This is a genomic window from Streptomyces sp. NPDC024632 (genome assembly GCF_055559175.1).
In genome coordinates this window covers 38,978-60,119 of record NZ_JBVHLD010000009.1, presented here as the reverse complement: position 1 = coordinate 60,119, position 21,142 = coordinate 38,978, and the positions used below count along the sequence as shown (strand labels likewise).

The following is a 21,142-nucleotide window of genomic DNA, read 5'->3' as shown; positions in this document are numbered from 1 at the left end:
CGGTTGTGGACCGCCCGAGGGCGGGACCGCCACAGTTCTGTAACAGCGGCGGGGCCCGGGGCCACCGGGTCAGGACGGCAGGCGGCGCGCGCGGGGGTGGAGGCGGGCGGCGAGCACGGCGACGTCGTCCTCGGCGCGGGTGGCGTCCAGCCGGGTGAGGACTTCGTCCAGGACGGCCTGGATCGCGGCGCCCGGCGGGAGCCGCAGATCGGCGAGGCGGGCCAGGGAGACGTCGATGTCCTCCTTGCGCCGCTCGACCAGGCCGTCGGTGAACATCACCAGCGTCTGGTCGGGGGTGATGTCACGGGTGGTCAGCTCGTAGCCGCCGACGCCCGTGCCCAGCGGCGGCCCCACGGGCAGGTGCAGCAGGCTGCCCGCGCCGTCCGCCGAGAACAGCACCGGCGGCAGGTGCCCCGCGCTGACCAGTGCCACGTTGCCCCGCGCCGGGTCGACCCGGACCAGCAGGCATGTCGCGGGGCGGCGGGTGCCGTCCTCGGCCACGGCCGCGTCGAGCTGGCGCAGCACGCGGTGCGGCGGCAGATCCGCCGAGGCCACGTACCGCAGCATCGAGCGGTACGCGTTCATGTCCACGGCCGCGTCCAGGCCGTGGCCCATCACGTCACCGATCACCAGCAGCGTCCGGCCGAAGCTGAGCCGTACCGTCTCGAACCAGTCGCCGCCCACCAGGCTCCCGCCGCCCGCCGGGAGATAGCGGGTCGCGATGTCCAGGTTCGGGTGCGGGCGCCGGGGCTCGGCCAGCAGCGCCCGCTGGAGATTCAGCGCCGTGCTGTGCGCCGCCGTGTGCTGCCGCGCGTGGCTCAGGTGCACGGCCGCCAGGCGCGCCGCGTAGTGCACGGCCGCCGTCTCCTCCGCCGTGAACCCCCGCCGGCCCGCCCGTACCGCCAACAGCGCGCCGTACAGCCGCCCGTGCGCCAGCAGCGGCATCGACACCGCCGTACGCGGCAGACTCCCGTCCGCGTCCGCCGTCGCCGTGATCGGATGCCCCTCGTCCAGCGCCCGCACCGACAGCGACCGCGCGCTCAGCGGCGTCCTCGGCTCCAGCAGCTCCGACCTGCCCGCCGCCGCCGTCCGCGTCAGCGCCGGCTCCTCCGGCCGCCGGTCCGCCGGTACGTCCTCGGGCAGCAGGTCCACGGCCGCCGCGTCGCTCACCCGGCGGCACAGGAAGCCGACCAGCTCCGCGCAGGTCGTCTGCTCGTCCAGGGTGCTTCCGATGGCCTCGACCGCCTCCTCCGCCACCCCGAACCGGCCCCCGTCCGTGCCCTCCGCCACCCCGAACCGGCCCCCGTCCGTGCCCTCCGCCTCCCCCTCGACCGGTCCGCTCACCACTCCACGCCGCCTCTCCCACCGTTCGCCCTGGCGGGCACCCCCTGATCCTTCCAGGGCCCCCGCCGCTGCCCCCGTTCCCACGTGCCCACGTGCCCGTCCCCCGGTCTTTTCCGGGCCGGGCCCCCTGTGTGTCGGCTCCAGGCGGGTGGGTGAGCCCGGCGGTCCTCAAAGCGCCCGCCCGCGCACGGTGAACGGACCGGGCCCGGGGCCCTACAGGGGCGAGCCGTCCCGGGCGGGGGCGGGGCCGTCGAGGAATTCGGCGAGCCGGAAGAGGGCGGGAAGGGCCGCGCGCACCGCCCGAAGGTCAGCATCGGGCAAAGCTTCAAGCGCGGCGTCCATCCGCCGCTCGTGCGCCAGCGTCCACGCGGCGAGCCGCTCCCGCCCGGCAGCGGTGAGCGTGACGACCGAGGCGCGCCGGTCGGCGGGATCGGTCTGCCGGGCGACGAGCCCGGCGGCGATCATGGGCCCGATGAGCCCGCTGACGGTGCTGGCGGCGAGCCGTCGCCGGACGGCCAGATCACCGATGCGGGCGGGCGAGTGCTCGCCCAGGACCTGCAACAATTCCACCTGGGCCATGGGCAGCGCCTCCCACGGGTCGTCCCCGCCGACGGACACCCGAAGGGCACGGCGGAGCCGGGTGACGGCCTCGGTGAGCAGCCGGGCGTCGGCGGACTTGCTGAGCGGTCGCGGCGGGGAAACCGCGGGGTGGTGCGGGGACATGCCCTTGAGCGTAGGCCCTGGCATGTCACGGACCACCTGTCCGCGGCCTCTCAGGAGCGGGACGGGACCCCGTCGCGGCGGGCGGTGACTCGTCACTTCGGCGCCACCCGGACGACGGAAACTTCGGTGTCCGATGTAATCTCGTCCGAGTCCGCCGGCCACGGCCGGACCGTACGGCGAGAGTGAAAACCTTCATGCTGCTGGCGTATCCCCCGAGTCCCGCACAAGGTGCCCGGCACCCGGGACGGGTCCTGCCCGCAGCCGCGCCGGAGGGCGGCCGATGACGTCCCCGACGCGCAACGCGCCGCGTACGGACGGCGCGCGGACGGACGGACCCCGTGCGGACGGACCCCGTGGCGACGAGCCCCGCACCGACATCCTCCGCAAGGACGCGGCCCCGGAGCCCGAGGCCGCACCCGAGTCCGGGTCCGCGCCCGCCGAGGCCCCCAGGAGCAGATTCCGCCGCCTCGGCCCGCTCCTGCCCGCCCGGCTGCGCCGCCTCGGCCGCCCGCACCTGCTGGTCGAACTGGTCTTCAGCGTGGTGCTGTACAAGACGTACTCGCTGACCCGCCGCGCCGCGCCCGAGCACCACGAGGCCGCGCTGCACCGCGCCACGGACATCCTCAACGCCGAGCGCAAGCTGCACGTGAACATCGAGCTGACGATCAACCACGCGATCGACAAGATCGACTGGCTGATCGTCGGCATGAACTACTACTACGCGACGCTGCACTTCATCGTGACCCTCGGCGTCCTGATCTGGCTCTACGCCCGCCACCCCGCCAGCTACCGCAGCGCGCGCACCGCGCTGTACGCGGCGACCTTCGTGGCCCTGATCGGCTTCACCTTCTTCGCGCTGGCGCCGCCGCGCCTGATGGAGGGCCAGGGCTTCATCGACACGGTGGTCACGCACCATACGTGGGGCTCGTGGGACAACGACGACGTGTCGTCGCTGTCGAACCAGTACGCGGCGATGCCGTCCGTCCACATCGTGTGGTCGGCCTGGAGCGGTCTGACGGTCGCGGCGCTGGCCCGCAGAACGTGGGTCAGGGTCCTGGGCTTCCTGTACCCCTTCTTCACCTTCACCGTCATCCTCGCCACCGGCAACCACTTCCTCGCCGACGCCGTGGCGGGCGCCCTCACCCTGGCCCTGGGCTTCCTCATCCAGCGCCTGTTGCTCGGCCGCCCCGCCTACCTCTACCCGGCCCCCGACCCGCTCCCGCCGGGCCCCCTGGGTCCGGTGGGCGCCCGCACGGGCACCAGGCAGTAGTCCTCCGCGCGCCGCCGACGAACGCGCGCGCACCGCGGCCGCGAGGACGAACGCGGCCAGGACGCACGAGGGCCCGAGCCGTGTCGAACGGCTCGGGCCCTCGTCGTGCGTGTGGTGCCAGTCGTGCTGGTGGCGCCGGTCGTGCTGGTCGCGCGCCCCTGAGGGGTTACGCGGCGCCGCGCATCGGGGACGAGCGGCGGCGGGACTGCGACGTCGGACGGCCGCGGCGGGCGCGGGAGGACGGCGCGCCGGAGCGCTGCGGTCGGTCGGCGACCGGGTTGGTGATGGTGACCGGGATGCCGGACGGCGCCTGGGCGCCGGTGATCCGGGTCAGCTCGGCCTCGCCCGACCGCACCTGGGCCACCTGCGGCGCGATCCCCGCGTTGGCCATCAGACGGGTCATCTCACGGCGCTGGCTGGGCACCACGAGCGTGACGACCCGGCCGGACTCGCCCGCCCGCGCGGTACGCCCGCCGCGGTGCAGATAGTCCTTGTGGTCGCTCGGCGGGTCGACGTTCACGACGAGGTCGAGGTTGTCGACGTGGATGCCGCGGGCCGCCACGTTCGTGGCGACCAGCACCGTCACATGCCCGGTCTTGAACTGCGCGAGGGTACGGGTGCGCTGCGGCTGCGACTTGCCGCCGTGCAGCGCCGCCGCCCGTACACCGCTCTTGAGCAGGTGCTGGGTGAGCTTGTCGACGGCGTGCTTGGTGTCGAGGAACATCAGCACCCGGCCGTCGCGCGCCGCGATCTCGGTGACGGTCGCGTACTTGTCGGCGTCGTGGACGTGCAGCACGTGGTGCTCCATCGCGGTGACCGTGCCCGCCGACGGGTCGACGGAGTGGACCACCGGGTCGGAGAGGTAGCGCCGCACGAGCTGGTCGATGTTCCGGTCGAGCGTGGCGGAGAACAGCATCCGCTGGCCGCCGGGCCGCACCTGGTCGAGCAGCTCGGTGACCTGCGGCATGAAGCCCATGTCGGCCATCTGGTCGGCCTCGTCCAGCACGGTGATCGCGACCCGGTCCAGCCGGCACTCGCCGCGGTCGATGAGGTCCTTGAGCCGTCCGGGCGTCGCCACGACGATCTCCGCGCCGCCGCGCAGCGCGCTGGCCTGGCGGCCGATGGACATGCCGCCCACAACGGTGGCCAGCCGCAGCCGCAGCGTGCGGGCGTACGGGGTGAGGGCGTCGGTGACCTGCTGGGCGAGTTCCCTGGTCGGGACCAGGACCAGCGCGAGCGGCTGCCGGGACTCGGCGCGCTGCCCCGCGGTACGGGCCAGCATCGCCAGGCCGAAGGCGAGCGTCTTGCCGGAGCCGGTGCGCCCGCGGCCCAACACGTCACGTCCCGCGAGGGTGTTGGGCAGCGTGGCGGCCTGGATCGGGAACGGTACGGTGACGCCCTGTACGGTCAGCGCGTTCAACACGGCGTCGGGCAGGTCGAGTTCGGCGAAGGACTCGACGGCGGGCAGCGGCGGGGTGACCGTCACCGGCAGGGCGAACTCGCCCTGCGGCGCGGAGGGCCGCCGTCCGTAGCCGCCGGAGCGGGAGCCGCCGCCGCTACGGGACTGGCCGCCGGAGCGGCCGGAGCCCGAGCCGGAGCCGCCCGTACGGGAGGAACCACCCGTTCGGGTGCGGCTGAAACGGTCGTTCGTGCGAGATGTGCGGTTCAAAGGAACCCTTCCTCGATGCGACACGTATCGAGGATTTCCCGGCGGCCGTGAGGCGGCGGGGACAATCGCAAGAACGAGCCGGATAAAAAGCGAAACGAAGCCGGTCGGGACATTTCCTCCCGTGGCTTCGACATTTCCGCGCCATGAAAAAGCCGTGGAAAACGGCGGAACGCGGTGGAAATCCGTACAACGCAACAAGCCGGGACCCGCACCCCAAGGCGCGGGCCCCAGCTATATCGCTGAACGTATCAGGCGTATTCAGACGCGTCAGGCGGGAACGATGTTCTCGGCCTGCGGGCCCTTCTGGCCCTGGGTGACGTCGAAGGTCACCTTCTGGCCTTCCTGGAGCTCACGGAAGCCCTGGGCGGCGATGTTCGAGTAGTGGGCGAAGACGTCGGCGCCGCCGCCGTCCTGCTCGATGAAGCCGAAGCCCTTTTCAGCGTTGAACCACTTCACGGTACCGGAAGCCATATTAATCTCCTTCAGGGGCAGTACATCGAAGCCCGCGGATTACGGACCCCGTGTCGCCGCAATGATTGCCCCGTTCAGGAAAGAACAGCGGAAATACAAAAGTGCACCTATCGGCACGTATGCCGATGAAGGAGCACTTGTAAGTCTTTGGGAACCACAACTGCAACTGAAAACAACGGTACCACGGAACCAGATTTTCGCCGGGTAAAACGCGTCACACCCCGCCCCGGCGCGCCCCACGGGGTGCCGACGGGGGTGTCGTCGGGGTGTCGTCGGCCCCGCGCCCGGGCGCGGGGGCGGCCGGGCGCGCGCGCATCACGATCGCGCCCGTATCCCGGTCCCAGGGGCCGTTACGGCTGTCGCGGGCACAGGTTCATCGGCCATACTTCGCGCCGTGGAGCAGAAAACAGGTCCGAACACCCCGCCGATACCGCCCGCCGGAGTCGACCCGGCGTACATACCCGGCCTGACGCCCCCCGCGCGGTCCGCCGCCGAGGCGCCCGCGCCCGTGGTGGACGACGACGCCCCGGAGGACGCGCCCCCGGCCGCGCCCGAGGCCGCGCCGGAACCGGCGCCCGAGGCCGTGCCCGAAGCCGCCGTCGAGGCCGTGGCCGAGGACACGGGCGCGGCGGACGACGAGGACGCGACGGAGGGGGACACCGGCCCGGTGTTCTCGGTCTCCGACCGCCGCGGCTCGATCACCGCCGACCGCACCGGCATCACCTTCAAACTGGACGGCGAGACCGCCGACTTCGGCTGGGACGAGATCGGCGCCGTCGAGATCGACACCCCGCGCTTCGGCCGCCGCTTTTCCGTCACCGTCTACACCTCGACCCGCCGCTGGTTCGACACCGACGTCGAGGCGCCCTCCAAGCCGCTGCTCAAGACCTGGGCGGCCGAGCTGGACGCGGTGCTGGACACGTACTTCGAGGACGACAAGCCGGACGCGGCCGACGCCACGGACGACGTGGAAGAGGTCGAGGAGACCGAAGAGGCCGACACGACCGACACGGCCGACGCCACGGAGAAGGCCGACGGGAAGAAGGCCGCCGAGAAGAAGGCCAAGGCCACCGAGGACGCCGAGGCGTAGCCGTACCGTCGTGGACGGCGCCGGTTCTCACCCTCCGGCGCCGGTTCCCACCCTCCGGCGCGGGGCACCGCATACCGCCGACGTACCCGGCGCCGTACGCCACCGCGGGCGACGCGTTGAGCGAGGTGCCGACGGAGACGCGCCACCGGCAGGGCCCTGGTCGCGGCGGGTGTCGACCGTCGCCAGGCGCAGCCGTCCGGCGTCGTCCTTGAGGCCGTGGCCAGTGAAGTAGAGCAGGACGAGGGCTTCCGCGTCGTGCCCCGGCGCGGTCAACTGCCGCAGCCCCGCGTCCTCGTGCTCGTGCTCGTGCTCGTGCTCGTGCTCGTGCTCGTACGGAGCGATCAGCGGAGCAAGTCGCCGCCCCACGCCTCGTCGCCTCCCCCGGGTACCGCTCTTCGTGCCTGCGCGCCAGCGCGCCTCCGCGTCCGCGCGGCGCCGAAGTCCCCCCGATTCTCCCCCTGTTCGCACCCCCGCCGGGGCCGCTTCCCGGCAATCGCTCCGGCGCGGAGGCGGGGACGCCTGCAACAGGAGTTGCAGGTGATTGCAAGAAGTCAACCAACAGACGTAGTTCGACAGCAGAGTTACGAAATCATTTCGCATGAGCCTTGTGGAACCGGACGCGCGCGCCCTAATGTCACCTCACCCTCTCGGCAGGTCTCGACAGAAACGAGCTTTCGATGTCACGGAGCAGCACAGGCGCTGTGGTGGAGTGGTCGGGCAGACCGCGGCGAAGAGCCGCGGTCGTGGTCGCGACGGCGACCGCGGTAGCCGTCGGGTTCAGCATCATGGCCGGTGGTACGACCGCCCTGGCGGGTACGGGATCGGGCGGAACAGGCGGCGGTACGGCCCCGGTGGTGACGCGGGCCGCGCTCGACCCCTCGCTCGTCGCCGGCCGCGGCGCGAACGTCGGCTTCGCGGAGCAGGAGGCGGAGAACGCCGCGACGAACGGCACGGTCATCGGCCCCGGCCGGGACGCGTACACGCTGCCCGCCGAGGCGTCGGGCCGCAAGGCGGTGTCGCTGAAGCCGGGCCAGTACGTCGAGTTCACCCTTCCGAGTGCCGCCAACGCGATCAACGTGCGGTACAGCATCCCGGACGCGCCGACCGGCGGCGGCATCACCTCACCGCTCGACGTGACGGTGAACGGCAAGGACCGCAAGGCCCTGACGCTCACCTCGCAGTACGCGTGGCTCTACAACCTGTACCCGTTCTCGAACGACCCGGGCGCCGACATCCTGCACCCCGACTACTGGGTGACCGAGTGCGCCTGCGTGCCCCAGGACACCACGCCCGCACCGGTGTTCGCCAAGCCGTTCCGCCCCAACCACTTCTACGACGAGCAGCGGCTGTCGCTGGGGAAGACGTACCGCGCGGGCGACAAGGTGCGGCTCCAGGTCCCGGCGGGCGCCACCGCCGCGACCACCACGATCGACCTGCTGGACTCGCAGCTCGTCGCGCCGCCGAAGATCGACCTGATCGCGGCCAACGTCCTCGCCTTCGGCGCCGATCCGACCGGCCGCCGCGACTCGGCGAACGCCATCGACAAGGCCATCGCCTTCGCGAAGCTCACGCACCTGAAGGTGTACATCCCGCCGGGCACGTACCAGGTGAACCGGCACATCGTCGTCGACAACGTGACGATCGAGGGCGCGGGTAGCTGGTACACGATCATCAAGGGCCGCCAGGTCGACCTCGCCACCCCGGCGCCCGACGGAAGCGTCCACACCGGTGTCGGCTTCTACGGCAAGGACGCGTCGAAGGGCGGGAGTTCGAACGTCCACCTGTCCGGCTTCGCGATCCAGGGCGACGTCCGGGAGCGCATCGACACCGACCAGGTCAACGGCATCGGCGGCTCGCTGAGCAACTCGACCATCGACGGCCTGTACATCCAGCACACCAAGGTCGGCATGTGGTTCGACGGGCCGATGAGCAACCTGAGGATCACCAACAACGTGATCGTCGACCAGATCGCCGACGGCATCAACTTCCACACCGGCGTGACGAATTCGACGGTCTCCAACAACTTCCTGCGCAACACCGGTGACGACGCGCTCGCGCTGTGGTCGGAGAAGACCGAGGACGCGCGCAACACCATCGACCACAACACCGTGCAGACGCCGGTGCTCGCCAACGGCATCGCGCTCTACGGCGGCACGGACAACACCGTCTCCAACAACCTGATCGCCGACCCGATCCGCGAGGGCAGCGCCATCCAGGTCGGCTCCCGCTTCGGCTCCGAGGCGTTCACCGGCCACCTGTGGATCACGGACAACACCACGGTCAGGGCGGGCACGTACGAACTGAACTGGAACATCGGGCTCGGCGCGATCTGGTTCTACGCGCTGGAGAAGAACATCGACGCGGACATCCGGGTGACCGGGGACAACTTCCTCGACAACACGTACAACGCGATCATGCTCGTCGCCGACTGGCCGGTGAAGGACCTGTACTCGGTCACCAACGTCCACTTCAAGGACATCAAGGTCGACGGCACCGGTACCTCGGTGGTCAGCGGCCGGGTGGCGGGCTCCGCGTCCTTCGAGAACGTGGTCGCGCGCAATGTCGGCGCCGTCGGCGTCAACAACTGCGGTTCCTTCAACTTCCCGCCCGCGGGCTCGGAGTTCTCCCTGACCGACCTCGGCGGCAACACCGGCGGCGGCACGACCGGGCCGTGGTTCGCGTCGTGGGAGCTGCCGAACACGATCACCTGCGACGACCGCCCGCCGGTCGTGGCACCGCCGGCTCCGTCGGCGTGGTGACGGCTGCCCTTCGAGGAGCGCGCGGTGAGAAGCGCGCGCTGAGCGACACCTCGTGACAAGCGCCTCGCGCGAAGTCCATACGGAGATCCGTACAGGTTTCGCGCGGGGCCGCTAAGAAAGCGTTAAGACTCGCGGGCCGCGGTGGCCGGCGCGCCGGGACAGACCCCGGCAAAGCCACCACCGTCCCGATGAAATGCCTGGTCGGCCGCCCGGAACACCCCGGGCGGCCGATCATGTGTCAGCGGGGCAGGGGTGCGTACGCTGGCCGGGCCGTCATCCGCGATGGCCCGACCGATCCGCCGCACCCCAGGAGCCCTCCGGATGACCACGACCGTCCCGCCCGAGCGGTCCTCGACGCCCCCGCGCAGCCGCTTCAGGGCCTGGCTGCTCGAAGGTCTCTCCGACATGGGCAAGCACCAGTCGGGCGGCGGCGGGGCGGCGGAGCGGGAAGCCGCGCCCGCCCACAAGGGCCAGCGCTGGTGGCGGGTGATGTGCCTGACCGGCGTGGACTACTTCTCCACCCTCGGCTACCAGCCCGGCATCGCGGCGCTCGCGGCCGGGCTGCTGTCGCCGATCGCGACGGTCGTGCTGGTCCTGGTCACGCTGGCGGGCGCGCTGCCCGTCTACCGGCGGGTCGCCGAGGAGAGCCCGCACGGCGCGGGCTCCATCGCGATGCTGGAGCGGCTGCTGTCGTTCTGGAAGGGCAAGCTCTTCGTCCTGACGCTGCTGGGCTTCGCCGCCACCGACTTCCTGATCACCATCACCCTTTCGGCCGCCGACGCCTCCACCCACCTGGTGGAGAATCCGCACTTCGCCACGGCGCTGCACAGCCACCAGATGGTGATCACGCTGGTCCTGGTCGCGCTGCTGGGCGCGGTGTTCCTCAAGGGCTTCCTGGAGGCCATCGGGATCGCCGTCGTCCTGGTCGGGCTCTATCTGGCGCTCAACGTGGTGGTCGTCATCGCCGGCTTCTGGCACGTCGCGACCGCCGGGCACGTCGTCACCGACTGGTCGCACGCGCTGACCGCCGAGCGCGGCAACGTCTTCGTCATGATCGGCGTGTCCCTGCTGATCTTCCCCAAGCTCGCGCTCGGCATGTCCGGCTTCGAGACCGGCGTCGCCGTCATGCCGAACGTCGCGGGCGACCCCGGTGACACCGAGGAGCGGCCGGTCGGCCGGATCCGCGACACGAAGAAGCTGCTCACGACGGCCGCGCTGATCATGAGCGTCTTCCTGATCTGCACCAGCTTCATCACCACCGTGCTGATCCCGAAGAAGGAGTTCGAGACCGGCGGCAAGGCCAACGGCCGCGCGCTGGCGTATCTCGCCCACGAGTACCTGGGGTCGGTCTTCGGCACGGTCTACGACTTCTCCACCATCGCCATCCTCTGGTTCGCGGGCGCCTCCGCGATGGCGGGCCTGCTCAACCTGATGCCGCGCTACCTTCCGCGGTACGGCATGGCCCCGCACTGGGCGCGCGCGGTGCGGCCGATGGTGCTGGTCTTCACGCTCGTCGCCTTCCTCGTCACCTGGATCTTCGACGCCAGCGTCGACAAGCAGGGCGGCGCGTACGCGACCGGCGTCCTCGTCCTGATGAGCTCGGCCGCGCTGGCCGTCACGATCGCCGCCCGCAAGGCCGGGCAGCGGCGCTGGACGGTCGTCTTCGCCGTGATCTCGGTGGTCTTCCTCTACACGACGGTCGTCAACGTCGTGGAGCGGCCCGACGGCGTCAAGATCGGCGCCTGCTTCATCGCCGGGATCATCCTCGTCTCGCTGCTGTCCCGGCTCGCCCGCGCCTTCGAACTGCGCGTCACCAGCGTGGAGTTGGACGACATGGCCACGCGGTTCGTCCGCGACATCGCCAGCCGCCGCATTCGCTTCATCGCCAACGAGCCGGGGCTGCGCGACGCGGCCGAGTACCGCGACAAGGTGCACCAGATCCGCGCCGACAACGACATCCCGCCCGAGGACGACCTCGTCTTCGTCGAGGTCACCGTCCTCGACGCCTCCGAGTTCGAGTCCGCCCTGCGCGTCACAGGCCATGTCCTGCACGGCCGTTACCGCGTGCTGTCCCTGGAGAGCTCGTCCGTCCCCAACGCGCTGGCCGCCCTCCTCCTCCACGTCCGCGACACCACCGGCACCAAGCCGCACATCTACTTCGAGTGGACCGAGGGCAGCCCCTTCACCAACTTCCTCCGCTTCTTCCTCTTCGGCCACGGCGAGGTCGCACCGGTCACCCGCGAGGTCCTGCGCGAAGCCGAGCCCGACCGCTCCCGCCGCCCCCGCGTCCACGTGGGTTAGTCCGCGCGGGCAGACCGCGCGGGTTTGTCAGCGTGCGTCAGCCCGCGTGCCTCAGACCGCGTGATCGGCGGCCTCGCGGTCGTTGGTCGCGGCCCAACTGGCCAGCAGATCAAGGGCGTCACGCGCGGGCGTGCCGGGTTCCGCGCTGTAGGCCATGATGGTCAGCCCGGTGTCGGCGGGCAGCTCCAAGGCGTCGTAGGCGAGGGTGAGTTCGCCGACGACGGGGTGGTTGAGGCGTTTGACTCCGCCGCGGTGCAGGTGGACGTCGTGGGTGGCCCAGCGGGTGCGGAACAGGTCGCTCCGGGTGGCGAGTTCTCCGACCAGGTCGCTCAGGGCCCTGTCGTGGGGGTCGCGCCCGGCTTCGGCGCGCAGGATCGCGACGGTGCCCGCCGCCATCCGCTCCCAGTCGCGGTAGAAGTCGGTGGCCGCGGGGTCCAGGAACATGAAGCGGGCCACGTTGGGCGGTCGCCCCGGGGTCGCGAGGACCGGGCCGAGGAGCGCCCTGCCGAGTCGGTTCGTGGCCAGGATGTCCAGGCGGCGGTCGCGTACGTAGGCCGGGGTCGTCGTGGACATGGAGTCCAGGATGCGCTGGATGCTGGGGCGCACATGAGGCTTCGGGGCGCGGGCGGGTGTCCGCGCTCCGGAACCGGCGGCGCGGGCCAGGTCGAACAGGTGGGCGCGTTCGGCCTCGTCGAGGCGGAGGGCGCGCGCGAGGGCTTCCAGGACGCCGTCGGAGACGCCGCGGGCGTTGCCGCGCTCCAGCTTGATGTAGTAGTCGGCGCTGACGCCCGCCAGCAGCGCGACCTCCTCGCGGCGCAGCCCGGTCACCCGGCGGAATCCGCCGCCGACCGGCAGGCCGGCTTGTTCCGGGGTGATCCCGGCGCGGCGCGAGGTGAGGAAGTCGCGGAATTCGGTGCGGGCGTCCATGCGTCCAACCGTACGGCTGTTTTCGCCCGCCTGACAGGCTCCGTCAGTACCTGTAACAGCAGGAATCCCCTGGTGAGAGGCCATGGGCAGCGGTTCATGCCACGGTGGGAAGGGAAGGCGATCCGCCGTCCCGGAGCAGGCGAGCGGCTCCGCGTCACCGAGGAGGAACAGGCCATGGAGTACACGCGACTGGGAACGTCAGGGCTCAGGGTCAGCCGGATCGCCCTGGGCTGTATGAGCTTCGGCGACCCCGCCACCAGACTGACCTGGTCCCTCGACGACGACGCGGCCGAGCCGGTCTTCCGCCGGGCCGTCGAGCTCGGCATCACCTTCTGGGACACCGCGAACATCTACGGCCTGGGCACCTCGGAGGAGATCGTCGGGCGGGCGCTGCGCAAGTACACCCGGCGTGACGACATCGTCCTGGCCACCAAGCTGTGGGCGCCGATGCACCAGGGCCCGGGCGGTTCCGGTCTGTCCCGCAGGGCCGTCATGGAGCAGATCGACGCCTCGCTGCGGCGCCTGGACACCGACTACGTCGACCTGTACCAGATCCACCGGTTCGACCCCCAGACGCCGGTCGAGGAGACGATGGAGGCGCTGCACGACGTGGTCAAGGCGGGCAAGGTCCGCTACATCGGCGCCTCGTCGATGTGGGCCTGGCAGTTCGCCACAATGCAGCACACCGCGCAGTTCCACGGCTGGACCCGGTTCGTGTCCATGCAGGACCAGTACAGCCTGCTCCACCGCGAGGAGGAGCGCGAGATGTTCGGCCTCCTCGCCCACCAGGGCGTGGGAAGCATCCCCTGGAGTCCCCTGTCCGGCGGGCTGGTCACCCGGCCCTGGGGCGAGCGCTCCACGCCGCGCGCGGCCGTCAACCGGACCGTCGACCCGCAGGACCGCCCGATCTTCCTCGACGCCGACCGGGCCATCGTCGACGCCGTCCAGGAGATCGCCCGGAACCGAGGCGTCCCCATGGCCCAGGTCGCGATGGCCTGGGTGCTGAAGAACCCGGTCGTCTCCGCCCCCATCGTCGGCGCGACCAAGCCCCACCACCTCGCCGACGCCGCCGCCGCGCTCGACCTCACGCTCACCCGGGAGGAGGTCGACTCCCTCGAGGCCCCCTACACCCCTCGCGAGCCGACCTTCTTCTGACCCCGTCAGGGCCTAGCGCTCCTCGCGGAACTCCACGTGCCGGCCCGCCGCCGGGTCGTACTTGCGCAGCACCATGCGGTCGGGGTCGTTGCGACGGTTTTTGCGGGTGACGTAGGTGAATCCGGTACCGGCGGTGGACCGGAGCTTGATCACGGGACGTACTTCGTTGCGTGCCATGACGTCCACTATACGAAAACGGTTGTCGTTGTCAATAGACGGACTCTGGGCCGTCCCGGCGACCGCCACTGCGATGCCCTGCGTCCGGCGTCCGGGATTCCGAGCCGCGCTCACGCCGTGAGGTGGCCGAGGACGGCGGAGACGGCGGCGCGCAGGGGCGGGGTGGAGACGCGGGCGGGGTCGCGGGATTCGAAGGCGTGGTGGGCCTCGGGGGCTTCGACGACCTCCAGGGGCGCGCCGGAGGAGGCGGCCGAGGCGATGAACCGGTCGACCGTGGCGGCGATTTCGGGGACTTCGAGAGCCACGCGGGTGAGGACGGTGGGGAGGGCGGCGGGGGCGGGGTGGAAGCGGGTGGCGGACAGGCCCCAGTTGGGGAGGGGGGCGAGGACGGGGTAGGTCAGGGCGACGCAGCGCAGCCACGGCGGCGGGGCCGCGAGCCAGTCGGCGCAGAGCAGGCCGCCCGCCGAGAAGAACCAGAGGGCGACACGGTCGGGGTCCACGCGCGGGTCGGCCCGGACGAGGGCGACGGCCTCGGCCACGTCGTGGGCCGCGCGGTCGAAGTCGGTGAGGTCGTGGAAGCGGTGGTCGACGGTGGCGGCCACCACGCCCTGGGAGGACAGGAGTTGGGCGTAGCCCAGGAAGGCCGGCCAGTCGCGCGGAGTCGGGCGGACGTCCGGCGATACGGGGCCGCCGTGGACGAACACGACGGCGGGGGACGGGTGTTCGGCACGGGGAAGGTGGAGGTCGACGCGGCCGTGCCGCTCGCGGGGGAGTTCGGGGACGGGGAGGGGGAACGGCCGCTGCCGGGGGGCCTGTTCACCCCTGGGCGCGAGCCGCCGCCCCTCCCCCGCGACCGCCCGCAGCAGGACGTCCGCCAGCCCGCGCGGAGCCGACAGCATCGGCCAGTGCCCGGTGCCGAGGTCGAAGAAGGTCACCCGCGGTTCGGTGAGCACGGCGAGCCGGGGGTCGCCGAGCCCGACCAGCGTCTCGACCAGCGCGATGCTCGAACCATTCGCCGTACAGAAGACACCCGTCACCGGCAGCGCCGCGACCGCGCCCGTCAGGCGCAGCGGCCGGGTGAGGGTGGCGCGCGGCTGCGGTACGGCGCGGTCGGTCAGCCGGGCCAGCGCGTCCGCCGGGACCCCGGCCGTACTGCCGTGCCGTGCCCACTCCTCCGGGCCGGACGGCGGCGGAACCGGCCCGTCACCGTCCTGCGCGCGGTCCCGCAGCTCCTGGTCGCGGTAGAGCGCGAACGGCGGATCGCCGTCCTGCGGGATACCGGTGTCCAGATGGACGACGCGGGCGGTACGCGCCGGGCGGCGGTCGGCGGCGCCGACCACCGGGTGGATGCCGTAGTCGTGCCCGACGAGCACCACCGGCCCCTCGGCGGCGGCCACCGCGTCGATCACCTCCAGCACGTCCCGGATGTGCGTCTCCAGATCGGTGTCGGGCCCCGCCGGACGGCCGCCGTCGCCCATGCCGGTGAGCGTCACCGGATACGCCCGCGCGCCCGCTTCCCGCAGCGCCCGCGCGGTCTCCCGCCAGATCCAGCCGCCGGTGTGAGCGCCTGCCACCAGTACGTACGCCGTCATGAGATCTCCTCGGTCACCCTGCGGAACGGCCGCTTTCCCGGCCGCGGGTACCGTAGGAACTCCCCCTGAGGGAGGTTCAAGCCGTGCCGCCTGACCGTTTGTGGACCATCGGGGAACTCGCCGAACGCGCGGGCGTCACCGTCAAGACCGTCCGCTACTACTCCGACCGCGGCCTGCTCCCCGAGGCGCGCCGCAGCAGCGGGGGCCACCGCAGGTACGGCCCCGCCGCGCTCGACCGGCTCCGCACGATCCGCTCCCTGCGCGGCCTCGGCCTCGCGGTCCCCGACGTCCACCGGGTCCTCGACGAGGACGACCGCGCGAGCGCGGCCGGGGCCGACGCGGCGGCCGACGTGCTCGACGGCCTGATCGCCGGGCAACTGCGCGAGGTCGGCGCGGGCCTGGCCGCCCTGCGCTGGCGCGAGGCCGCGCTCCAGGCGCTCCAGGACTGCGGCCCCGGAGAGCGCGCCGAGCGGCTGCTGCTGGTCGGCGCGCTGCCGAGCCCGCCGAGCACCGCCGCCATGGCCCGCTTCTGGCGGCGCTGGCTGCCGCCGCGGATGCCCGCCCGGCTGGTCTCGGCCATCCTCGACGGGACGATTCCGCAGCTCCCCGAGGCGCCGACCCCGGCGCAGGCCCTGGCCTTCGCGCGCCTGCACGCGCTGGTGTCGGGGAGCTGCGACGGTGCGGGAAAGATCTCCGGAAAAGCCTCCGGCACGAGCCCCGGCGACGGCCGCGACCCCACTCAGCCCGCCGCGCACCGGCCCGAGGAGGGCTACCGCCCGGCCGTCCTGTACGACGGCCTCATCGAGGCGTACGGGCTCGCCGCCCCGCACCTGCGGGCCGGGCAGCGACCGCACGAGGGCGAGGCGCTGGACTGCTTCGTCGCCGCGTACGCCCGCTCGCGCGGCGCCCGCGACACCCCGGCCTTCCGCCGCCGCCTCGGCGGGGTGCTCGGCGCGGACCCCCGGATCGACCGCTACTGGCAGCTCGCCGGGGAGCTGTTCGGCCCGGCGGAGCCGACCCCGGGCAGCACACACGACTGGCTGCTGGCCGCGCTGGACGGCGCGACCGCCGAGGCCGCCTGAGCCGTACGCCGGTACGCCGGTACGCCGGTACGTCGGTACGTCGGTACGTCGGTACGTCGGTAAGCCAATACGCGGATACGTTCACCGGACCGTACGCCGCGGAAACGTTCCGGAAGGCGTCCCCGGAGAACGTACGAACTCGTCCGGACCTGTCCGGAATGCGAAAACCTTCGGGGGCCCCGATGCTGGGAGGGCAACGGGGAGAGCAAGGCGTTCCCCCAAGGAGGGCAGCCATGTCCATGCTCGACAAGCTCAAGGGCCTGCTGAAGGGTCACGAGGACCAGGCGCACCAAGGCGTCGAAAAGGCCGGTGACATGGTCGACAAGAAGACCGGCGACAAGTACAGCGGCCAGGTCGACCAGGTCCAGGACAAGCTGAACGACCAGCTCGGCGGCGGCACCCGTCCGTCGAACGAGCAGCCGTAACCGTACGACGCGGCCGGCATTCGTACGGCGTACGCGTCGACGTACGGGCAGCCGCGTCCACCTCCGCGGAGGCGGACGCGGCTGCCCGACGCGTCAGCCCGACGCATCAGCCCGACACGTCATGCGCGAACGGGGGCTCACGCCCAGCCGTACAGCTCCTTGAGCCGGTTCACGACGAGGTTGAACCTGCCCCGGTCCAGGGCGCACGCCTCGCGCCGCATGCCCTGGTCGTGCAGGCGCAGGACGCGGTCGACGGCGACCCAGGACTCGCGGCCCTCACGGTCCCAGGGCCCGGTGCCGATCGGCACCCACTCGTGGTCGTTGTCGTGGCGCTTGCTGGAGAGCTGGACGGCGAGCAGCGTGCCGCCCGCCTCGCGCGCCACGACCAGCACCGGCCGGTCCTTGCCGCGCCCGTCGTTCTCCTCGAACGGCACCCAGGTCCAGACGATTTCCCCGGGGTCGGGGTCACCGTCGTGATCCGGCGCGTACGACGTCCGCACCCGGCCCACCTCGCGCGGCTCCGCCTCGGTGGTGGCGTACGGCCCGCTGGCGCCGGGGAATTCAGCATTGGCAGCATTCGCAGTCATCCGCAAGACGGTAGGCCCTGCGGGCGGCGGCCCGGCGAGCGGGTCGCAACCCGTCGGTCACGAACCGCCCGGCGGCGCACCCGCGCCTCAGCCGTGCCTCAGCCGTGCCTCAGCCGTGCCTCAGCCGTGCCTCACCAACGGCCGTGCACCTGCGCCCTGATGCGGCGGTCGTACAGCTCGCGCACCGCGTCCAGCGTGGCGTCGGTCAGCGGCGGCAGCGCGGCAGCGGCGGCGTTGGCCCGCGCCTGGGCGACATCGCGCGCGCCGGGGATGACGCTGCTGACGCCCGGCTGCTGGATGATCCAGCGCAGTGCGGTCTGCGCGGGCGTGGCGCCCTCGGGCGCGAGCGCGGCGAATTCGGCGGCGGCGTCGAGGCCGGTCTCGAAGTCCACGCCGGAGAAGGTCTCGCCCTGGTCGAACGCCTCGCCGTGCCGGTTGTACGTACGGTGGTCGTCGGCGGCGAAGACGGTGTCGCGGGTGTACTTGCCGGTGAGCAGCCCCGAGGCCAGCGGCACCCGCGCGACGATGCCGACGCCCGCCTCGGCCGCCGCGGGCAGCACCGCCTCAAGCGGCTTGAGGCGGAAGGGGTTCAGGATGATCTGCACGCTCGCGACGCCGGGCCGCGCGATGGCGGTCAGCGCCTGCTCGCACGTCTCGACGCTCACCGCGTACGCCGCGACGCGCCCCCGCGCCACCAGCGTGTCCAGGGCGTCGTACATCTCGTCCGAGGAGTAGACGGCCGTGGGCGGGCAGTGGAGCTGCACCAGGTCGAGGGTGTCGACGCCGAGGTTCGCGCGCGAACGGTCGTTCCAGGCGAGGAAGTTGGCCAGTACGTAGTTCTCGGGCACCTGCTCGGCCCTGCGGCCCATCTTGGTGGCCACGAACACCCCGGCGTCCGGGCGCTGCTTGAGATACCGCCCGATGAACTGCTCGCTGCGGCCGTCCCCGTACACGTCGGCCGTGTCGAAGAAGGTCACGCCCGAGGCGACGGCCGCGTCCAGCACGGCGAAGGCGTCCGCCTCGCGCACCTCGCCCCAGTCGGCACCCAACTGCCATGTCCCGAGCCCGACGACGGACACCTTCCGGCCCGTCCTGCCAAGAATCCGCTGCTCCATGCGGCGATGCTACGTCGCCGGTGTCCGGTCCCCGCTCGTGGCGTCCGCCGGTCGCCCGGCCGGTCGCCCGGTCCGGCGCTCCGCGCTCCTGCGGCGGCACGCGAGGAAGAACCCGAGCCCCGCCAGGAGCGCGGGGGCGATCATCTCGGCCGTCAGCGAGGCCAGCCAGTCGGGGTTGATCCGGTCGGTCATGCCGCTGGTGTACTGGCAGGTGGCCTGCGGCGGAAAGAAGCTGTACGTCACGGTGCGCGGCGGGCCGCTGCCCCAGTCGGCGCCCGCCGAGCACGCGGAGGACGGCCCGGCCAGCAGTTTCCAGCCCGCCAGCGCGTAGATCATCAGGAAGAAGGAGCCGGTGACGAAGAACGCCGCCCCCGTACGGCGGACCTTCTCGTCCCGCGACATCGGCACGACCAGCTCGCTGGCGAAGGCTCCGCGAAGCGGCGGCTCGAAGCACTCGGCGAGCAGCGCGAGGAACACGCACGCGGTCATGAACAGCAAGGCGGCCCAGAGCAGTCCGGTGAGCACCGCGCCGCCGCCGACGGAGGTCACGTCGCCGTCGCGGAACTCGCAGACGGTGGCGGGCGGAAACGCCTGGTTCCGGGTGCGCACCAGCGGGCCGGGGCCCTTCGTCATCCCCTGCGCGCACCGCTCGTCGAACTCCATCATGCCGAACAGCGCGACCGCGAGGCCCAGTGCGAGCACCGCGAAGGCCGCGCCCGCGCCCAGCCACAGCAGGCCCGTCCGATAGCCGCCGTACGCGCCGTATCCGCCCTGCCCGGCGGGGCCGCCCCGCGCGCTCCGCCCGCCGTCCATCCGCGCGTAAGACATTCGCGCACAGTAACCGACGGCCGCCGCCGGTGACCCGGCCTTGGGAAAACCCACGCAGGGGCCCGGTACGGTCACGGGGAGTGAGCCGTTTGCGGGGCGGGGGGACGGGCGTACGCTCGTCCGGGGAGAGGGATAAAAGGGACTAAAGGGAGCGAGGTGGTGGCCATGACGATCATGGGGTCGCGTCACCATGGGACCACGGACCCTGAGGATTGGGAGGCCAGTCACCGCAGGGCCCTGGTGCTGAGCGAGGTGGCGGCGGAGGGGATGGTGGGGCTGTCGCGAGTGCTGCGCAGGGCGGCGGCGGGCGACGAGGACGCGGCGGGCATCCGGGTGGAGGCGCTGCTGCGGGCGCTGCCGGGCATGGGGATGTTCGACAGCCACTACCTGCTGGTGCGGGCGCACATCCGCGAGTCGGGGCTCGCGGGGGAGCTGAGCCCGGGGCAGCGCGTGGCGCTGGTGGAATTCGTCGAGCGGGCGCGGCACCTGCACGACCCGGTACCGCCGTGGGCGGCCTGACCACTCGGCTCACGGCCTAGTCCAGAAGCTCGTTGAGGAGTCGGCCGACAGTCGGCCGAGGAGTCGGCCCGCGACCGGTGACAGCCCCCGGAAGCGGCTGCCGGAGTAGGCTGAAAGTGCAGGTGAGCGTGGCGGTGCGGCACGTGCCTGTGCGGCGCGCGCCTGTCTTCGGCCACGCCGAAAGGTCGTGAGATCGATGGTTGCTCTGATCACTGTGCTGGTGGTGGTCGTCCTGATCGGACTGATCCTGCTCGCCATGAGCCTGCACGATGTGCAGCAGTACGAGCGGGGCGTCGTCTTCCGCTTCGGACGTCTGCTGCCGAACCTGCGGCAGCCGGGCCTGCGGACGATCCGCCCGATCGTCGACCGGATGCGCAAGGTCTCCATCCAGACCGAGGTGCTCGGCGTCCCGGCGCAGGGCGCCATCACCGGCGACAACGTGACCGTGACCGTCGACGCCGTCGTCTACTTCCGGGTCCTGGACCCGGTCAAGGCCCTGGTCAACGTGCACGACTACCCCAGCGCCGTCTCCCAGATCGCGCAGACCTCGCTCCGGTCGGTCATCGGCCGCGCTGACCTCGACACGCTGCTGTCGGACCGCGACCACGTCAACGCCGAGCTGAAGACGGTGATGGACGAGCCGACCGAGGAGCCCTGGGGCCTGCGGATCGAGCGCGTGGAGATCAAGGACATCGCGCTGCCGGAGTCGATGATGCGGTCGATGTCCAAGCAGGCGGAGGCCGAACGTGAACGGCGGGCCCGTGTCATCGCGGCCGAGGGCGAATTCCAGGCGTCGCAGCGCCTGACCGACGCCGCCGCCACGATGGCCAACACTCCGGGCGCCCTCCAACTGCGGCTGCTGCAAACCGTGGTGGACGTCTCCGCCGAGAAGAACAGCACCCTCGTGATGCCGTTCCCGGTCGAGATCCTGCGCTTCTTCGACCGCGTGGCCGGGGACACGGCCACCGACGGCGCGGGCCACGCGGAACCGGATACCGGCCCCGACGCCCGTACGGGCCCGGTCGACGAGAACGTCCCGCCGGACCGGCCGAGGCTCGTCCATCACTGAGACCCGCCCCTTGCGATAGAGCGCACTCCAAGGTGTTGG

Annotated in this window: 20 protein-coding genes; 9 read left to right on the top strand and 11 right to left on the bottom strand. The window is 72.0% G+C overall.

Features of this window, described 5'->3' with window-relative positions; translation table 11 throughout:
• Positions 1-69 precede the first annotated feature (69 nt).
• Both ACZ37P_RS19995 and ACZ37P_RS19990 read right to left on the bottom strand, forming a co-directional pair.
• Positions 70-1,344 carry a PP2C family protein-serine/threonine phosphatase gene (locus ACZ37P_RS19995; RefSeq protein WP_467347762.1) on the bottom strand — a complete coding sequence of 425 codons (1,275 nt, stop codon included), beginning with the start codon at positions 1,342-1,344 and terminating at the stop codon, positions 70-72.
• 213 nt (positions 1,345-1,557) lie between these two features.
• The gene (locus ACZ37P_RS19990; RefSeq protein ID WP_355339742.1) at positions 1,558-2,067 is read right to left on the bottom strand and encodes a MarR family winged helix-turn-helix transcriptional regulator; all 510 of its coding nucleotides are present in this window, start codon (positions 2,065-2,067) and stop codon (positions 1,558-1,560) included.
• 280 nt (positions 2,068-2,347) lie between these two features.
• On the opposite strand from ACZ37P_RS19990, the gene ACZ37P_RS19985 reads away from it, so the two are divergent.
• The gene (locus ACZ37P_RS19985) at positions 2,348-3,337 is read left to right on the top strand and encodes a phosphatase PAP2 family protein (protein WP_467347759.1); all 990 of its coding nucleotides are present in this window, start codon (positions 2,348-2,350) and stop codon (positions 3,335-3,337) included.
• Between the two features lie 166 nt (positions 3,338-3,503).
• On the opposite strand, the gene ACZ37P_RS19980 is transcribed toward ACZ37P_RS19985, so the two are convergent.
• Both ACZ37P_RS19980 and ACZ37P_RS19975 read right to left on the bottom strand, forming a co-directional pair.
• The gene (locus ACZ37P_RS19980) at positions 3,504-5,006 is read right to left on the bottom strand and encodes a DEAD/DEAH box helicase (protein WP_391041817.1); all 1,503 of its coding nucleotides are present in this window, start codon (positions 5,004-5,006) and stop codon (positions 3,504-3,506) included.
• Between the two features lie 267 nt (positions 5,007-5,273).
• Positions 5,274-5,477: a cold-shock protein gene (locus ACZ37P_RS19975; protein ID WP_161307368.1), complete on the bottom strand. Its 204-nt coding sequence runs from the start codon at positions 5,475-5,477 to the stop codon at positions 5,274-5,276.
• Positions 5,478-5,871: 394 nt separating this feature from the next.
• Between ACZ37P_RS19975 and ACZ37P_RS19970 the strand changes: the two genes are divergently transcribed.
• The gene (locus ACZ37P_RS19970; protein WP_467347756.1) at positions 5,872-6,567 is read left to right on the top strand and encodes a hypothetical protein; all 696 of its coding nucleotides are present in this window, start codon (positions 5,872-5,874) and stop codon (positions 6,565-6,567) included.
• A 27-nt stretch (positions 6,568-6,594) separates the two neighbouring features.
• On the opposite strand, the gene ACZ37P_RS19965 is transcribed toward ACZ37P_RS19970, so the two are convergent.
• Positions 6,595-6,933 carry a hypothetical protein gene (locus tag ACZ37P_RS19965; RefSeq protein ID WP_467347754.1) on the bottom strand — a complete coding sequence of 113 codons (339 nt, stop codon included), beginning with the start codon at positions 6,931-6,933 and terminating at the stop codon, positions 6,595-6,597.
• A gap of 311 nt (positions 6,934-7,244) precedes the next feature.
• Between ACZ37P_RS19965 and ACZ37P_RS19960 the strand changes: the two genes are divergently transcribed.
• Both ACZ37P_RS19960 and ACZ37P_RS19955 read left to right on the top strand, forming a co-directional pair.
• Entirely contained in the window at positions 7,245-9,326 is a 2,082-nt protein-coding gene (locus ACZ37P_RS19960; RefSeq protein WP_467347752.1) for a glycosyl hydrolase family 28-related protein, read from the top strand.
• A 321-nt stretch (positions 9,327-9,647) separates the two neighbouring features.
• Positions 9,648-11,627 (top strand): APC family permease, encoded by a 1,980-nt coding sequence (locus tag ACZ37P_RS19955; protein ID WP_355339728.1) that lies wholly within the window; start codon positions 9,648-9,650, stop codon positions 11,625-11,627.
• Between the two features lie 51 nt (positions 11,628-11,678).
• Here ACZ37P_RS19955 and ACZ37P_RS19950 read toward each other — a convergent pair whose 3' ends face one another.
• Positions 11,679-12,554 carry a helix-turn-helix transcriptional regulator gene (locus ACZ37P_RS19950; RefSeq protein ID WP_391041822.1) on the bottom strand — a complete coding sequence of 292 codons (876 nt, stop codon included), beginning with the start codon at positions 12,552-12,554 and terminating at the stop codon, positions 11,679-11,681.
• 174 nt (positions 12,555-12,728) lie between these two features.
• Here ACZ37P_RS19950 and ACZ37P_RS19945 point away from each other — a divergent pair, with 174 nt between their 5' ends.
• Entirely contained in the window at positions 12,729-13,709 is a 981-nt protein-coding gene (locus tag ACZ37P_RS19945) for an aldo/keto reductase (RefSeq protein WP_391041824.1), read from the top strand.
• Between the two features lie 12 nt (positions 13,710-13,721).
• Here ACZ37P_RS19945 and rpmG read toward each other — a convergent pair whose 3' ends face one another.
• Positions 13,722-13,886: a 50S ribosomal protein L33 gene (gene rpmG / locus ACZ37P_RS19940; RefSeq protein WP_355339719.1), complete on the bottom strand. Its 165-nt coding sequence runs from the start codon at positions 13,884-13,886 to the stop codon at positions 13,722-13,724.
• 110 nt (positions 13,887-13,996) lie between these two features.
• A complete protein-coding gene (locus ACZ37P_RS19935) occupies positions 13,997-15,478 on the bottom strand; it encodes an alpha/beta fold hydrolase (RefSeq protein ID WP_467347748.1) in 1,482 nt (493 codons plus the stop codon).
• 83 nt (positions 15,479-15,561) lie between these two features.
• Here ACZ37P_RS19935 and ACZ37P_RS19930 point away from each other — a divergent pair, with 83 nt between their 5' ends.
• Positions 15,562-16,560: a MerR family transcriptional regulator gene (locus ACZ37P_RS19930; protein WP_467347746.1), complete on the top strand. Its 999-nt coding sequence runs from the start codon at positions 15,562-15,564 to the stop codon at positions 16,558-16,560.
• 233 nt (positions 16,561-16,793) lie between these two features.
• Positions 16,794-16,985 (top strand): antitoxin, encoded by a 192-nt coding sequence (locus ACZ37P_RS19925; RefSeq protein WP_355339710.1) that lies wholly within the window; start codon positions 16,794-16,796, stop codon positions 16,983-16,985.
• Positions 16,986-17,122: 137 nt separating this feature from the next.
• Here the strand turns inward: ACZ37P_RS19925 and ACZ37P_RS19920 are convergent, their stop codons facing one another.
• The 3 genes from ACZ37P_RS19920 to ACZ37P_RS19910 form a co-directional block, all read right to left on the bottom strand.
• Positions 17,123-17,572, bottom strand: coding sequence for a type II toxin-antitoxin system PemK/MazF family toxin (locus ACZ37P_RS19920; RefSeq protein WP_391158600.1), 450 nt, complete (start codon positions 17,570-17,572; stop codon positions 17,123-17,125).
• Positions 17,573-17,703: 131 nt separating this feature from the next.
• Positions 17,704-18,687, bottom strand: coding sequence for an aldo/keto reductase (locus tag ACZ37P_RS19915; RefSeq protein WP_391041830.1), 984 nt, complete (start codon positions 18,685-18,687; stop codon positions 17,704-17,706).
• A gap of 9 nt (positions 18,688-18,696) precedes the next feature.
• Complete coding sequence (locus ACZ37P_RS19910) at positions 18,697-19,515, bottom strand: hypothetical protein (RefSeq protein WP_467347743.1); 819 nt, start codon at positions 19,513-19,515, stop codon at positions 18,697-18,699.
• Between the two features lie 165 nt (positions 19,516-19,680).
• Here ACZ37P_RS19910 and ACZ37P_RS19905 point away from each other — a divergent pair, with 165 nt between their 5' ends.
• Together ACZ37P_RS19905 and ACZ37P_RS19900 are read left to right on the top strand one after the other, a co-directional pair.
• A complete protein-coding gene (locus ACZ37P_RS19905; protein ID WP_467347741.1) occupies positions 19,681-20,034 on the top strand; it encodes a hypothetical protein in 354 nt (117 codons plus the stop codon).
• 196 nt (positions 20,035-20,230) lie between these two features.
• Entirely contained in the window at positions 20,231-21,103 is an 873-nt protein-coding gene (locus tag ACZ37P_RS19900; RefSeq protein WP_355339695.1) for a slipin family protein, read from the top strand.
• Positions 21,104-21,142: the final 39 nt, after the last annotated feature.

Coding starts and splice junctions, on each gene's coding strand:
- ACZ37P_RS19945 (WP_391041824.1), top strand. CDS start 12,729: ATGGAGTACACGCGACTGGGAACGTCAGGGCTCAGGGTCAGCCGGATC.
- ACZ37P_RS19905 (WP_467347741.1), top strand. CDS start 19,681: ATGACGATCATGGGGTCGCGTCACCATGGGACCACGGACCCTGAGGAT.
- ACZ37P_RS19900 (WP_355339695.1), top strand. CDS start 20,231: ATGGTTGCTCTGATCACTGTGCTGGTGGTGGTCGTCCTGATCGGACTG.
- ACZ37P_RS19990 (WP_355339742.1), bottom strand. CDS start 2,067: ATGTCCCCGCACCACCCCGCGGTTTCCCCGCCGCGACCGCTCAGCAAG.
- ACZ37P_RS19910 (WP_467347743.1), bottom strand. CDS start 19,515: ATGTCTTACGCGCGGATGGACGGCGGGCGGAGCGCGCGGGGCGGCCCC.
- ACZ37P_RS19920 (WP_391158600.1), bottom strand. CDS start 17,572: ATGACTGCGAATGCTGCCAATGCTGAATTCCCCGGCGCCAGCGGGCCG.
- ACZ37P_RS19985 (WP_467347759.1), top strand. CDS start 2,348: ATGACGTCCCCGACGCGCAACGCGCCGCGTACGGACGGCGCGCGGACG.
- ACZ37P_RS19975 (WP_161307368.1), bottom strand. CDS start 5,477: ATGGCTTCCGGTACCGTGAAGTGGTTCAACGCTGAAAAGGGCTTCGGC.
- ACZ37P_RS19935 (WP_467347748.1), bottom strand. CDS start 15,478: ATGACGGCGTACGTACTGGTGGCAGGCGCTCACACCGGCGGCTGGATC.
- ACZ37P_RS19955 (WP_355339728.1), top strand. CDS start 9,648: ATGACCACGACCGTCCCGCCCGAGCGGTCCTCGACGCCCCCGCGCAGC.
- rpmG (WP_355339719.1), bottom strand. CDS start 13,886: ATGGCACGCAACGAAGTACGTCCCGTGATCAAGCTCCGGTCCACCGCC.
- ACZ37P_RS19915 (WP_391041830.1), bottom strand. CDS start 18,687: ATGGAGCAGCGGATTCTTGGCAGGACGGGCCGGAAGGTGTCCGTCGTC.
- ACZ37P_RS19960 (WP_467347752.1), top strand. CDS start 7,245: ATGTCACGGAGCAGCACAGGCGCTGTGGTGGAGTGGTCGGGCAGACCG.
- ACZ37P_RS19950 (WP_391041822.1), bottom strand. CDS start 12,554: ATGGACGCCCGCACCGAATTCCGCGACTTCCTCACCTCGCGCCGCGCC.
- ACZ37P_RS19925 (WP_355339710.1), top strand. CDS start 16,794: ATGTCCATGCTCGACAAGCTCAAGGGCCTGCTGAAGGGTCACGAGGAC.